Raw genomic sequence first — 13654 nt, forward strand, 5'->3', positions numbered from 1 at the left:
CCCGGGCAGCGGTTCAGGCCGCTGTCCAAGGCCGCAGGTTTCAGAAATCGACGCTGGCCGACAATTGCAGGGTGCGTGGCGATCCCTGGGAGAAAGCTCCATAGGAGGCGACGCCGGACCAGTATTCACGATCGAAGACGTTCTGCACCGTGGCCCGGAAAGTGGTCGGGTGCTCGGCGATCCGGGTGCTGTACCGCGCGCCGATATCGAAGCGGGTCCAGGGATCGAGTTCTTGGGTGTTGGCCTGGTTCACGTACTGGCTACCGGTGTAGATCGCACCGCTGGTCAGGGTCAGGCCCTCGATCCATGGCGTATCCCATTCGGCCCAGAGATTGGCCTGTACCTCGGGGACACCCACCGGTGTGTTGCCGCGATTGGCGGCGGTACCGGTCTTGGTCAGTTCGGCATCGAGGAGGGTGACCCCTCCGAGCAGGCGCGTGCCCTCGGCGATCTCGCCGAATACGTTCAACTCCACGCCCCGGTTGCGTTGTTCGCCTTGTACCGAAAACACCCCGGAGGCCAGTTCGCCGCTGGGTTTCTTGATCTGGAACAGGCTGAGGGTCGAGGTGAAGGTGCCGTAGTCGATCTTGACCCCGACTTCCTGCTGACGAGAAACATAGGGCGCGAAAATCTCACCCGAGTTCGACGCCGTGGCCGGTGCGACGTCGCCTTTGCTCAAGCCCTCGATGTAGTTGTAGTAGAACGAGACATGCTCCCAGGGCTTGACCACCACGCCGAACAACGGCGTGGTTTTGCTCTCGTCATAAGACGTGGTGACGGCACCGGCTGCGTTGTAGTTATCGGACTTGATGTTTTGCTTGCGCAGACCGAGGGTGACCTGCAAGCGCTCCTCCATCATCGACAGCGTATCGGCCAGGGCGGCGCCGGACAGCTCTGTCTCGGACACTTTCAGTGCATCGGGCTCGGCGATGAAGGGCTTCGGCCGGTCGATCGGATGATAGAGGTTAGACAGCACCCTGGGGCCGGAGATGATCCCACGCGACAACTCGTCCTGGTAACGGGTCACCTGCAGCGTGGCACTGTGGCTGACCGGGCCGGTGTCGAAGCGCAGCCGGGCGCCGGCATCCACGGTGTAGCGTTCGACCTCGAATTTGTAGTAGCCGGGGGTCGAAGACGTATCTCCGGCATCGTTGAGAATGGTCGGCGTCTGGTCGGACATGCGGGCCACGTTCGACTTGCCGCCGCCGGCATGGGCGAACACCGTGAGGGCATCGTTCAGGTCATATTCGGCGCCGAGCAACGCAGCCTTGTCTCGGGTTTCCGCCCAGCCCCAGTCCTGGCTGACGTTGATACGACCGTTGGCGGCGGAGGGCACCTTCACTGAGGGGTCGATCAGGAACGGGCGCGAAGGCGCATCGAACTGTTCTTTCTGGCTGATCAGGTCCAGGGTCGTGCGCAGGCGTTCACCCTGGTAATCCAGGGAGATGGCCCCGATGTCCACGTCCCTGGACTGATTGTCGATAGCGGTGTCGCCCTGCTGGGTACTGCCGTTGATGCGTACGCCGAACTGGCGCCCCTCGCCAAAGCGCCGACTGATATCGACATGCCCGCCAACCTGGGTATTCAGGCCGTAGCTGGCGGTGAAACGGGTCAGGTCCTCGTCGAGGGAGCGCTTGGGTACTACGTTGATCACACCGCCGACACCGCTGTTGGGTGACATGCCGTACAGCAGGGCGCCCGGTCCCTTGATCACCTCGATACGCTCGGCGTACTCGGTGAACACACGGTAGTTGGGCGCTACGCCGTAGACACCGTCGAACGCCAGTTCTCCCAGGTTGCCTTCACCCACTGGAAAACCACGAATGAAAAACGAGTCGACCACACCGCCGGTCTGGCCGGTGGAGCGTACCGAGGAATCGCGTTCCAGCACGTCGGCGACAGTGACAGCCTGTTGATCCTTGATCAGGGTCGAGGTGTAGTTGCTCACACTGAAGGGCGCATCCATCAGGTCCTTGTTGCCCATCAGCCCGAGTCGACCGCCACGGGCGACCTGGCCGCCGCTGTACACCGCCGGCAATGCGTCTGGTCTCGCCTCGGTGGCGCTGATGGTGGTTTGCGAAAGCGTCAGGCCGCCTGCGCTATCGGTTGGGCGCGGCGCCAGGGTGTAGCTGCCATCACTGCGTGCAACCATCTCCAGGCCGCTGCCGGACAACAGCCGGGCGGCGGCCTCCTGGGTCGAGTAGGAGCCTGACAGCCCGGGACTGGTCAGGCCCTCGGTGAGGGCCGGCTGAAACGACAGGGCGATGCCGGTCTCCACGGCGAATCGTGACAAGGTCGCTCCCAGCGGTCCGGGCACGATATTGAAGGTGCGAATCGCCGCGCCATCCAGCTGCGCAGGTGTGGCGGCCAGGGCGCTGGGGGTTGCGACGCTGCTCAGGGCAAGGCTGAGCAGCGCGCTGCGCACCGCCAGTTTCAATGAGCGATCCGAATGGGGAGAGCGTGCGACGAGCATGGAGTGGTGACCCTTTCGACGTGGTTGAGAAGTGCTTCTTTCCCAGGCCAGCCGAGATCGAAAAAAGTATCACCCGCGGCGCAATTTTTTTCAGGGTGCCGTGTTGCGCGGTTCAGGCGGGGGAGAGCGTCACCCAGTAACCGCTCAAATGCCGGGTGGCGGTAATCGGGTAGGTTTGCACCAGCATGCCCAGGGTCCGTTGGGTATCACTGATGGGGAAGGCGCCGGAAATACGCAGGTCGGCAATCCCCGGATCACAGCGTACGAAGCCTTTTCGATAGCGCGCCAATTCCGCCACGAAGTCGGCCAGGCGCAGGTTGTCGGCCATCAACATGCCTTGGGTCCAGGCGCTGGCGGAGCTGTCCGCCGGGATCAGTTGGCCAAAGGCCCGCGATGAAAAATCGGTACGTTGCCCGGCCTGGACGATGAGCGCCGCCACGCCGTTGTCATGGGGCAGTTCGACCCTGACGGCACCTTCCAGCACCGCGAGCTGGGTGCGGGGGTCCAATTCCCGAACGGTAAAGCGCGTCCCCAGTGCCTGCATCCGCCCCTGGCGCGTGCTGACCAGAAACGGTCGAGCCTGGGGCTGCACGTCCGGTGCGGTCTGCACCAGGATTTCGCCTTCACGCAGCCTGACCAGGCGCTGGTTGGCGTCAAACAGGACGTCAATGGCGGTGTCGGTGTTCAGGGTGATGTGCGAACCATCGGCCAGGATCAGCTCGCGTCGCTGACCCACGGCGGTCCGATAGTCGGCCGTCCATTGCTGCGACTCCAGCAGTTTCCAGCTGCCCCAGCCAGTGGGCAACACCGCCAGGATCGTCGCCAGCTTGACCAGCGTGGCGCGTCGGGCGGGATTGCTTGGGCGATCCAGTGCCGACATCGCCAACGAGCGTGGCAGGGTGCCGAGCTTGCCTTGCAGGACCTGCGCCCGCGCCCAGGCACGGTGACGCTCTGGGCTGCTGCTGCGCCAGCGCTCCAGTTCGGCGTGTTGCGTGCTGCTGAGGTCGCTTTCGCCCAGGCGCATCAGCCATTCGGCGGCTTCTTCCAGGGCCACGGGATCAAGTGGTGCGTCACTGCGTTGAGTCGACATTCAGTCCACCAGCATCAGGCATCGCACAAACGCTTGCTTCATGTAGCGCTTGACCGTGATCAGCGAGACTCCCAGTTGCCCGGCGATATCCTCGTACTTCAGGCCGCCGATCTGTGACAGCAGGAAGCAGCGTTTCACCAGGGGCGGCAGGGCATCGAGCATGGCGTCTATTTCATGCAGGGTTTCCAGCACCATCAAGCGCAGCTCGGGCGGCGGTACTTCGGGAGCCGGCAGCAGGGCCAGGGCATCCAGGTAGGCGCGTTCAAGCGCCTTGCGTTGATACCAGTTGACGAGAATGCCCTTGGCCACACAACGAAGGTACGCCCTGGGCTGCTCGATGACCGCCACTCTGGAGGCGAGGATCCTGGTGAAGGTGTCCTGGGCCAGATCGGCGGCATCCATGGCGTTGCCCAGTTTTTTGCGCAGCATGGCGTACAACCAGCCGTGATGCCCGCTGTACAAGGCCTCGATCGTGCGCAGGTGATTATCGTGGGGCGTGGGCAGGGTATCGCTCATGGTTTGATTATTTTTTGCGATTGAGAAGTATTCCCAATGCTAATTTACAGCCTGCCCGCGATGCAAGGACGAGTTGTCGGGTTGCTCCTTGCTGCCTGTCTGGTCGCGTTTCAATCGGCAGGTCGGTTTCGATTACGCAGGGCGACAATCGGTACCAGGGCCAACCCGTAGGCCAGACAGACGAACAGGTAGGTAGGCTGCAAACCGTAGGCCTGGCTCAACAAGCCTCCGGCGCAGATCCCGGCGATGGAGGCAAATTGCGCGGTACTTTGCGCAATCCCCAGGACATGACCCTGGCGGGAGCTGTCGACGGTTTTCGAGATCAGCGCCATGAGCACCGGTGTCGTCGCTCCCAGCAACACGCCCCAGATGAAGTAGGCGCCGGCAAACACCACCGGGTCTCGCGTGGCACCGGCCATGGCGGTCACGCCGCTGCAACCGATGACCACATAGGTGATGCGGTGCAGGGTTTGTTGCAGGGTACGGTGTTCGAAGTAGCGCGCCCAGCGTGTCGCCGACAGGATGAAGCCCATGGCCAGTAAGCCATAGCACAGGCCGACGACCGAATGGCTGACCGCGAATACCGAACCGACATACAGCGAAAACGAGGTCTGTGGCAGCATTCGCGCCAGTAGCAGAATCGCCATGACCGCCAACAGCGAAAGCAGCGGCGTGGATTGCCAGAGGTCCCGGGGCCGATGAGTGGTTGTGGGCGATCCTGCCGTGGAAATGGATATGGCTGGCGGCACATTGGGCAGGGTTACGGCCGCCACGACGGTGCAGACCGCACAGAGTGCCGATGCCACGATGTTGATCCAGAAGAAGGTGGCGTGGTCGAGAATCAACCCACCGACCACGGCGCCGAGCAACGAGCCGACATTCGTGGATATCTGCAGCAGAGCGAAGAGTCGTGCCCTTCGCGCCGGCGTCTCGATACTGACCCCGTAGGCCTGGGCCGGGGCAATGTAGCCGGCGAAGGCGCCCTGCAGAAAACGCAGGACCACGATTGCCCAGATGTCATTGGACAGCGCAAGCCCGAGTTGAGTCAGGGATAACCCGACCAAGGCGCGGATCATCATCAGCTTGTGGCCATGCCGGTCGCCGATACGGCCCCAGAAGACGCTGGTCAACATGATGCCGAGCATCGGTCCGACATAGACGGCGATGCTGGCGAAGTTGAACAGTGCTTCGGATGCAGTCAGCCCACGCAGGTGGACGGGCCAGAATGGCCCGCTCATTTCCATCGCGCCCATGGAGATCAACTGGATGGCGAACAGAAGATAGACCAGGATCCGTGTGGATGAACCCTGGAGGGACGCTGCGTGGGGCATGAGTCAGTCTCGTTCGCCAAAATCGCGGGTCAGCAGACTACTTGCTTTTGTCGTCGACGGAAAACAGCCGCCGGCGCATTCCTTCACTGGCCGCCGGTCCGGCCTGCACGGTGCTGCGCTCCAGCGGCACCGGACGGCCGTCGGCGCTATCCGCCATCATCAGGTGCAATGGCCGGCCGCTGTCGCGTTCGACGATCTGCACGCTTTCGCCCTCCGGTGCGTAATGGCGATTGCCCCATTCCACCAGGGCCAGGATCACCACGCGAAAATCCCTGCCCTTGGCGGTCGGCACATACTGGTAGCGCAGCGGGCGCTGGCTGTAGGCCTCGCGCTCGAGCAGGCCGTCTTCCACCAGCGCATTCAGGCGCCGGGTCAGCATGTTCGGGGCAATCTCCAGGCTGCGGGAGAATTCGTCGAAGCGTTTCAGGCCCTGCAAGGCGTCGCGCATGATCAGGATGCTCCACCACTCGCCAACCCGTTCAAGGCTGCGGGCGATGGGGCATTCGGCATGGATCAGGGTCTTGCGTTGCATGGTGGCTCCTGTCGGGCGAGCGGATTTTTGTCCGGTGAGTATGTTACTTTCATGATGATAGTAGCGTCCATAAGCCAATACCTCGCTCAATCACCTGAAGGAGTTGGATTGTCATGAACAAACGCATCGTTGTCACGGGCATGGGCGCATTGACCCCACTGGGCTGCGGCGTCGAACCGACCTGGCAGCGCCTGCTGGCCGGACAGTCCGGGATCCGGCCGCTGCCGCCGGAGCTGATCGGCGACCTGTCGATCAGCATCGGTGGCCAGGTGCCGGACCGCCTCCAGGACCCGCAGGCCGGCTTCGATCCCGACCAACTGCTGGCGGCCAAGGAGCAGCGCAAGATGGACCGCTTCATCCTGTTTGCCCTGGCGGCCGCCGATGAAGCCCTGGCCCAGGCCGGCTGGGCGCCAGATACCGACGAGGCGCGGGAACGCACGGCGACCATCATCGCCACTGGCGTTGGCGGCTTTCCGGCCATTGCCGAGGCGGTGCGCACCACCGACAGCAAGGGCCCGCGGCGCCTGTCGCCGTTCACCATCCCGTCGTTTCTCGGCAATATGGCCGCCGGGCATGTCTCGATCCGCTACGGTTTCAAGGGGCCGCTGGGTACACCGGTGACCGCTTGCGCGGCCGGCGTCCAGGCAATCGGCGACGCCGCGCGGATGATCCGTGCGGGAGAAGTCGATGTCGCGATCTGCGGTGGCGCCGAGGCCTGCATCCACCGCGTCAGCCTGGCCGGCTTCGCCGCGGCAAGGGCGCTGTCCAGTGATTTCAACGACACACCGGAGCGTGCCTCGCGGCCTTTCGATCAGGCCCGCGATGGTTTTGTCATGGGCGAGGGCGCCGGCCTGCTGGTGATCGAGGAACTCGAACATGCCCTGGCCCGTGGCGCCAAGCCCCTGGCCGAACTGGTGGGGTATGGCACCAGCTCCGATGCCTACCACATGACCGCCGGCCCCGAAGACGGCGACGGTGCTCGTCGTTCGATGCAGCAGGCCTTGCGCCAGGCCGGTGTCGAGCCGGCTCGGGTTCGCCACCTGAATGCCCACGCCACCTCGACCCCGGTGGGCGACAAGGGCGAGATGGCGGCGATCAAGGCGCTGTTCGGTACGCTGGACGGCCCGGCCATCAGCTCGACCAAATCCGCCACCGGCCACCTGTTGGGCGCCGCCGGCGGGATCGAGGCGATCTTCACGGTCCTGGCCTTGCGCGACCAGATCGCGCCGGCCACGCTCAACCTGGACAACCCCGACGAGGCCGCCGCAGGCCTTGACCTGATTCGCGGCGGGGCGCGGCCATTGACCATGGAGTACGCGTTGTCCAATGGCTTCGGTTTCGGCGGGGTCAATGCCAGCGTGCTGTTCAAACGCTGGGTGTAGAGGGCTCAGGCAACGATCCCGCGGGACAGGCCGGCCAGCCGTGGCCTGTCCCGCGGGGCCGGGTGGCGGGTCACGGCCGTTTTTCCCCCTCTCGCCACTGGACTTGACCCGCATCGAATGGGGACAATGTGTTTTTGATGCGGAAATGGAAGCTCTCATGAGTGACAGTGCACAGCGCGGCCCCAGTGACATCGATCTGATGACGGACGTTGCCATGCTTTATTACCTTGAGAACATCACGCAGGAGGCTATTGCCAAGCGTTTCGAGTTGTCCCGGGCAAAAGTCAGCCGGCTGCTCAAGCGCGCGCGCGACGAAGGGATCGTCGAAGTGCGGGTACTGCAGCACCCGGCGATGAACAGCGAGCTGGAGCAGACGCTGGTCGAGCGTTTCAAGCTGGATCGGGCACTGATCGCCGTCGATCACGGTGACCCGGATGCCCAGCGTTCCGCGGTCGCCAGCCTGGTGGCCCACTACCTGAACAAGACCCTGGACGACGGCATGATCGTCGCCGTCGGCATGGGCCGCAATGTCGGCGCCGTGGCTGAAAACGTGTTCCTGCCGGTGACGCGCAATTGCACGTTCGTCTGTGCCATTGGCGGTTCGCTCAAGGCCGGCGAATACATGAATCCCGACCACATCTGTCGTCGGCTTGCCCTGCGCTTCGGCGCGGAAAGCGAAACCCTCTACGCCCCGGCGCTGGTGGCAAACCACGAGTTGCGCAGCGCCCTGATCAACAACGACACGGTGCGCTCGACCCTGGATCGGGCGCGTCGTGCCGATATCGCGCTGATCGGCATCGGCGACATGAGCGAGAACAGCAACATGGTGCGCATGGGCTGGTTCTCTCCCCAGGAGATCGCCCAGGCGCGACTGTCCGGTACGGTGGGCGACATGATGGGGTACGACTTCATCGATATCCACGGCCAGCCGGCGGTCAACACCATGCAGGGGCGGGTGATCGGGTTGTCGGTCCAGGAGCTGGCGCGGATTCCCGATGTCGTGGCGATTGCCAGCGAGAATACCAAGGCGGCGGCGACGCTCGGCGCGTTGCGTTCCGGGGTGATCAATACCCTGGCGACAACCGTGTCCAACGCCTACACCATCCTCGCGCTGGACGATGCGACTCGCAAACTCGCGTGAAGGGCTCAAGAGTGCCCTGACCGGCGCTTCTCGACGAACGCCCGGTCAGGGGGGCTGGATGCTCAGTCGAGCAGTTGCGCCTCGACCGATTCGGCGAGGTTGGTGAGGATCAGGCAGCAGGACACCGCACCGGCATCCAGCACGCCCAGGGAGCGTTCGCCCAGGCGACTGGCCCGACCGATTTTCGCCACCAGGTCGCGGGTGGAGTCGCGGCCTCGGGACGCCGCGCTTTTCATCTGGCCCAGGGCATCCTGGAACGAAGCGCCGCTGGCATGGGCCTGTTCGAAGGCTTCCACGGAGGGGATCAGCGTGTCCATCAGGCACTTGTCGCCGACACCGGCATCGGTGATGTCCTGCAACGACGTGAGGCCGCCGCGCAGCAGCCGGGCGAAACTGGCCCCATCGATCTCGGCGCGGCCCCGTACTTCGTCGGCCATGCCGATGAACAGGCTGCCGTAGAGCGGTCCCATCGAGCCGCCGATACCCTCCATCAGGGCCAGGGTCAGCTCGTCGAGCGCGTCGGCTAGGGACAGCTGGCGACCTTCAAGGCTCTTGCCGCAGCGGGAGAAGCCCTTGGCCATGTTGATGCCGTGGTCGCCGTCGCCGATGGCACCGTCCACTTCGCTGAGGTATTCGCGGTTGGCGACGATCACCGAGACCAGGTTGGTAACGATGGCGCTGCCGGTGCTGCTGGAGAAATGCTGGCTCATGGTTTACTCCGACTGCGACAGGCCGATGGAGCGGCACGGTTGATCGATCAGGGTGGTCAGTTCGGCATCGAGTCCGAGCAGGGTCAGGGTGACGCCCATCATTTCCAGGGACGTGAAGTAATTGCCGACATAGCAGCGATGAACCCGCAGGCCCTTGGCCTTGAGCAGGCGTTCGACTTCGGCGTAGAAAATATACAACTCCATCACCGGCGTGGCGCCCAGGCCGGAGACCAGGACCACCACGCCGTCGTCCCGGCTGAAGTCGCGGTCGGCGAGAATAGGTGCGAGCATGCGCTCGGCCATGGCCGCGGCGGACTCGACGGGTATGACCTCGATCCCCGGTTCGCCGTGATGGCCGATCCCCAGTTCCATCATGCCATTGGCGATCTGGAAGTTCGGTTTGCCCACCGCCGGGATGACGCACGGAGTCAGGCCCACGCCAATGGAGCGGCAGTGGTCGACGGCCTTCTGCGCGACACGGATCACGCCGTCGAGGTCGTAGCCCCGGGCGGCGGCGGCGCCACCGACTTTCCACATGAAGATTTCCCCGGCGACCCCACGGCGCTTGGCGATATCGGCCGGCGGGGCGGAGGCCACGTCATCGTTGGCGACCACGGTACGAATGGTCATGTCCTTGCTGGCGGCCATTTTCATCGCCAGCTTGACGTTCATGTTGTCGCCGGCGTAGTTGCCGTACAGGCAGGCGACCCCGGCGCCCTGGTCGGCGGCGCGGAAGGCGTCGAAGAAGCTCTTGGCGGTGGGCGAGGAGAATATTTCGCCGACGGCCACGGCATCGACCAGTCCTGGACCGACATAACCCAGGAAGGCCGGTTCATGGCCGGAGCCGCCACCGGTGACGATCCCCACCCGACCCTCTGGCGAAGGAGTGCGCTTGCCGATGACCCGTGGGTTGGCTTCGTACTGGGCCAGCTCCGGATGGGCCACGAGGATGCCCTTGAGCATGTCCTCGACTACCTGGTCCGGATCGTTGATGACTCGATTCATGGCGTGTTTCCTTGTTCTTGTAAGGTCTGAGCCGATTACTGAATGCTGTAGCCGCCGTCGATCACGACGTTCTCGCCGGTGATCATCTTCGCTGCGTCGCTGAGCAGATAAAGCACCAGTCCGGCGATTTCTTCCGGCTGGGCGAAGCGTCCGACCGGGATCTGCGATTTGGCCCGTTCGCCGAGCTCGCCGGCCCAGGCCTTCTTGCCCAGGGCCGTCTCGACGATGGTCGGGGAGACCGCGTTGACGTTGATGCCATGGGACGCCCACTCCATGGCCAGCACCTTGGTCATGCCGACTACCGCCGCCTTGCTGGCACAGTAGGCCACATGCCGGTCCAGGCCAATCACGGCAGCCTGGGACGCGAGGTTGACGATGCGGCCGGTGCCTTGTCCGATCATGTGCCGGGCGCAGGCCTGGGCGACGAAGAAACTGGCCTTGAGGTTGATGTCCAGGGTGGTGTCCCAGGCGCTTTCGTCGACGTCCAGGGCCTTGTCCAGCAGGGCGACGCCCGCGCTGTTGACCAGGAAATCCAGTCGGCCGAGGTGCGCGGCGGCCTGGTCGACGGCGGTCTGCACCTGGTCGAGCTGACGCAGGTCGACGGCCAGGCCGATATGCCCGGCGCCGAGGCCGGCTGCCACCTCGACCACCGCCGGATCGCGATCCAGCAGGGCGACCCTGGCGCCACGCTCCACCAGCAGGCTGGCACAGGCCAGACCGATACCGGCGGCGCCACCGGTGATCACGGCGCAGCGGCCGTTGAGGTCGAACGCCTGGTTCCAGAAATTGGACATTGCATACACTCCATACGGGTCGGATCCGGCCCGGGTTTTCGATTGGGCAGACGCTTGCTTATAGGTTGTCGTTCGTTTGACGGGGGCGAAGAGCAACGCCTGGCTCAGCGTTTTTTCTTGCGCCAGACATCGATCAGTACGGCGAACACGATGATCAGCCCCTTGGCGACCTGTTGGTAATAAGAGGATACCCCGAGCAGGTTCAGGCCGTTGTTGATCACGCCGATCAGCAGGGCGCCGAACAGTGTGCCGACAATGCTCCCGGTGCCGCCGGAGAGGCTGGTGCCGCCGATCACCACGGCGGCGATGGCGTCCAGTTCATAGGACGTACCCGCCTGGGGCAGGGCGGAGGTGGTTCGTGCCGAGAGCACGACGCCGGCCAGACCGGCCAGCAGCCCCGAGACCACATAGACCGAGAACATCACCTTGCGCACGCCGATCCCCGAGGTGCGCGCGCTTTTTTCGTTGCCGCCCACCGCGTAGATATAGCGGCCGTAGGTGGTGTAGCGCAGGACCATCCAGAAGATCAGCGCGACCACCGCGAAGATGATGATCGGCACGCCGATCGGACCGATCTTGCCGATGCCCAGGGCCAGGTAGCTGTCGGGCAGGTCGGTGACCGGGCTGCCGTCATTGAGGATGAAGGTCATGCCGCGGGCGACGCTGAGCATGCCCAGCGTCGCGACAAAGGGCGGGATCGACAGGTTGGCGACCATGAAGCCGTTGACCACGCCAAGCATGGCGCCGGCGAACATGCCGGCGCTGACCGACGCCAGCAGGCCGTGGCCCTGGGTCGCCACCAGGGCGCTGCACAGGCCGGCGAAGGCGAGAATCGAGCCGACCGACAGGTCGATGCCCTTGGTCAGGATCACGTAGGTCATGCCCACGGCGAGAATGCCGTTGATGGAGGTCTGGCGCAGGATGTCCATCCAGTTGCGCCAGGTCATGAAGTATTCGCTGGCAAAGGCCATGGCGATGCACAGCAGGATGAATACCAGCGGCAGGCCGAAGCGGTCCATGGCCTGGCGCAGGCGCGCGCGCGGGCGGCCGGTCGCGGCTACGGGGAGGGGGGCAGGGGCGGCAAGGATTTTACTGTTCATGAGGCGAGACTCAACAGGGCTTCCTGGGAAAGAGCGGTATCGGTGCTGACGGTGACCAGTCGGCCGCCTTTGAATACCGCGATGCGATCACTCAGATGGAGCAGTTCCGGGGCTTCGGACGAGACCACGATGGCCGCGCCACCGGCGCGGACAAACTCGTCGAGCAGGTGGTAGATCTCCTGTTTGGCGCCTTCGTCGATGCCCCGGGTCGGTTCGTCGCAAAGCAGGCAGATCGGCTGGGTCGACAGGCATTTGGCGAGCACCACTTTCTGCTGGTTGCCGCCGCTCATGGACGCCACCGGCAGGTCGAGGGAGGAAATCTTGATCTGCAGGCGCTTGACCATGCTGCGGGCCAGTTCGTTTTCCTTGCGCGCGCTGATCACCGACCAGCTCGATAGCTGCTTGTAGGCCGAGAGGGCGATGTTGGCCATGATGCTGCCGCTGAGGACCAGGCCGCTGTCCTTGCGATCCTCGGTGACCAGCGACATGCCGGCGCGGATGGTGGCCGCCGGCACGCCGATCGGCAGGGGCCGGCCTTGCAGGGTGGCTGTCCCCGAGTCGGGCTCGGTGAGGCCGTAGAGGCAGTTGAGGAACTCGCTGCGGCCCGAGCCCATCAGGCCATAGATGCCGAGAATCTCGCCCTGGCGCAGTTGCAGGCTGATGTCCTGGAACTCGCCGTCGCGGCTCAGGCCTTCGACATCCAGGCAGTTCTGCGTGGTGCATTCGCGGCCGACCTTGTGATCGATGCGTTGCAGTTCCTGGCCGACGATGCCGCGTACCAGATGGGCGCGGTCGATATCGGCCATGCGTCCGCTTTCGACGAAGGCGCCGTCGCGGAAAATGCTGTAGTCGTCGGCGATCTGCGCCAGCTCGCTCAGGCGATGCGATACATAGATGATCCCGGCGCCGCGGGCGGTCAGGCGGCGGATGGCCTTGAACAATGTTTCAGTCTCGCGTTCGCCGATGGCCGAGGTCGGCTCGTCCATGATCATCACCTGGCAGTCGTGGCTGAAGGCCTTGGCGATTTCCACCAACTGGATCTGTGCCACGCTCAGGCGATGCATGGGGCTGGTGGCGTCCACCTCGAACTCCAGGCTGTGCAGCAATTCGCGGGTACGCCGGTTCAGCTCCCTGCTGTCGACGATACAGCCGGCGCGGCGGGGTTCGCGGCCCAGCCAGATGTTCTCGGCGACGGTCATGTAGGGGATCGGTTCCAGCTCCTGGGTGATCATCGCCACGCCGGCGGCCAGCGCCTCGCCGGGGCGCTGGAAATGCACCGGCTGGCCATTGAGCAGGATGCTGCCGGCGTCACGCTGGGTGATACCCATGAGAATGCTGAGAAAGGTCGATTTGCCCGCACCGTTGCCGCCGCACAAGGCGTGCACGCTACCTGCACGGAGAGAGAGGCGCCCGTCGCGCAGGGCCGGGATCCCTGCATAGGCTTTGGCGACATGTTCAGCCTGGAGCAGTAATGGCGTAGCCATCGGGGTGTCCTCTTGCTGATTTTCTTGTTAGATCAAGTCGATCAAATGATCGGCGAGTGATCATATGTTTAAAGCAAATCCCTGGCATGTGTCAAC

General features: G+C 64.1%; 12 protein-coding genes. 2 read left to right on the forward strand and 10 right to left on the reverse strand.

Features of this window, described 5'->3' with window-relative positions:
• Positions 1-40: 40 nt before the first annotated feature.
• The 5 genes from KI243_RS11425 to KI243_RS11445 all read right to left on the reverse strand — a co-directional run bounded on the left by KI243_RS11425 (position 41) and on the right by KI243_RS11445 (position 5942).
• On the reverse strand, positions 41-2473 hold the full coding sequence (locus KI243_RS11425; RefSeq protein WP_212810835.1) for a TonB-dependent receptor: 2433 nt from the start codon (positions 2471-2473) through the stop codon (positions 41-43).
• A 112-nt stretch (positions 2474-2585) separates the two neighbouring features.
• Positions 2586-3563 (reverse strand): FecR domain-containing protein, encoded by a 978-nt coding sequence (locus tag KI243_RS11430; RefSeq protein ID WP_212810836.1) that lies wholly within the window; start codon positions 3561-3563, stop codon positions 2586-2588.
• Positions 3564-4079, reverse strand: coding sequence for a sigma-70 family RNA polymerase sigma factor (locus tag KI243_RS11435; protein WP_212810837.1), 516 nt, complete (start codon positions 4077-4079; stop codon positions 3564-3566).
• Positions 4080-4189: 110 nt separating this feature from the next.
• Positions 4190-5410 carry an MFS transporter gene (locus KI243_RS11440; RefSeq protein WP_212810838.1) on the reverse strand — a complete coding sequence of 407 codons (1221 nt, stop codon included), beginning with the start codon at positions 5408-5410 and terminating at the stop codon, positions 4190-4192.
• A gap of 37 nt (positions 5411-5447) precedes the next feature.
• Positions 5448-5942, reverse strand: coding sequence for a helix-turn-helix domain-containing protein (locus tag KI243_RS11445; RefSeq protein WP_177119479.1), 495 nt, complete (start codon positions 5940-5942; stop codon positions 5448-5450).
• Positions 5943-6055: 113 nt separating this feature from the next.
• Here KI243_RS11445 and fabF point away from each other — a divergent pair, with 113 nt between their 5' ends.
• Both fabF and KI243_RS11455 read left to right on the forward strand, forming a co-directional pair.
• Positions 6056-7324, forward strand: coding sequence for a beta-ketoacyl-ACP synthase II (gene fabF, locus KI243_RS11450; RefSeq protein WP_177106939.1), 1269 nt, complete (start codon positions 6056-6058; stop codon positions 7322-7324).
• Between the two features lie 157 nt (positions 7325-7481).
• Positions 7482-8465, forward strand: coding sequence for a sugar-binding transcriptional regulator (locus KI243_RS11455; RefSeq protein WP_017128297.1), 984 nt, complete (start codon positions 7482-7484; stop codon positions 8463-8465).
• 62 nt (positions 8466-8527) lie between these two features.
• Here KI243_RS11455 and dhaL read toward each other — a convergent pair whose 3' ends face one another.
• From dhaL to KI243_RS11480, 5 genes are all read right to left on the reverse strand, one after another.
• Positions 8528-9175, reverse strand: coding sequence for a dihydroxyacetone kinase subunit DhaL (dhaL, locus tag KI243_RS11460; protein ID WP_017128298.1), 648 nt, complete (start codon positions 9173-9175; stop codon positions 8528-8530).
• Between the two features lie 3 nt (positions 9176-9178).
• Positions 9179-10180 carry a dihydroxyacetone kinase subunit DhaK gene (locus KI243_RS11465; protein WP_017128299.1) on the reverse strand — a complete coding sequence of 334 codons (1002 nt, stop codon included), beginning with the start codon at positions 10178-10180 and terminating at the stop codon, positions 9179-9181.
• Positions 10181-10215: 35 nt separating this feature from the next.
• Positions 10216-10974, reverse strand: a complete 759-nt coding sequence (locus KI243_RS11470; protein WP_017128300.1) for an SDR family oxidoreductase — start codon at positions 10972-10974, stop codon at positions 10216-10218.
• Between the two features lie 104 nt (positions 10975-11078).
• Positions 11079-12074: an ABC transporter permease gene (locus KI243_RS11475; RefSeq protein ID WP_017128301.1), complete on the reverse strand. Its 996-nt coding sequence runs from the start codon at positions 12072-12074 to the stop codon at positions 11079-11081.
• On the reverse strand, positions 12071-13558 hold the full coding sequence (locus tag KI243_RS11480) for a sugar ABC transporter ATP-binding protein (protein WP_042936358.1): 1488 nt from the start codon (positions 13556-13558) through the stop codon (positions 12071-12073). Before KI243_RS11480 ends, KI243_RS11475 begins: the two co-directional genes overlap by 4 nt.
• Positions 13559-13654: the final 96 nt, after the last annotated feature.

Source organism: Pseudomonas sp. Ost2, from assembly GCF_018326065.1.
In the GTDB taxonomy this organism is placed as follows: Bacteria; Pseudomonadota; Gammaproteobacteria; order Pseudomonadales; family Pseudomonadaceae; genus Aquipseudomonas; species Aquipseudomonas gingeri.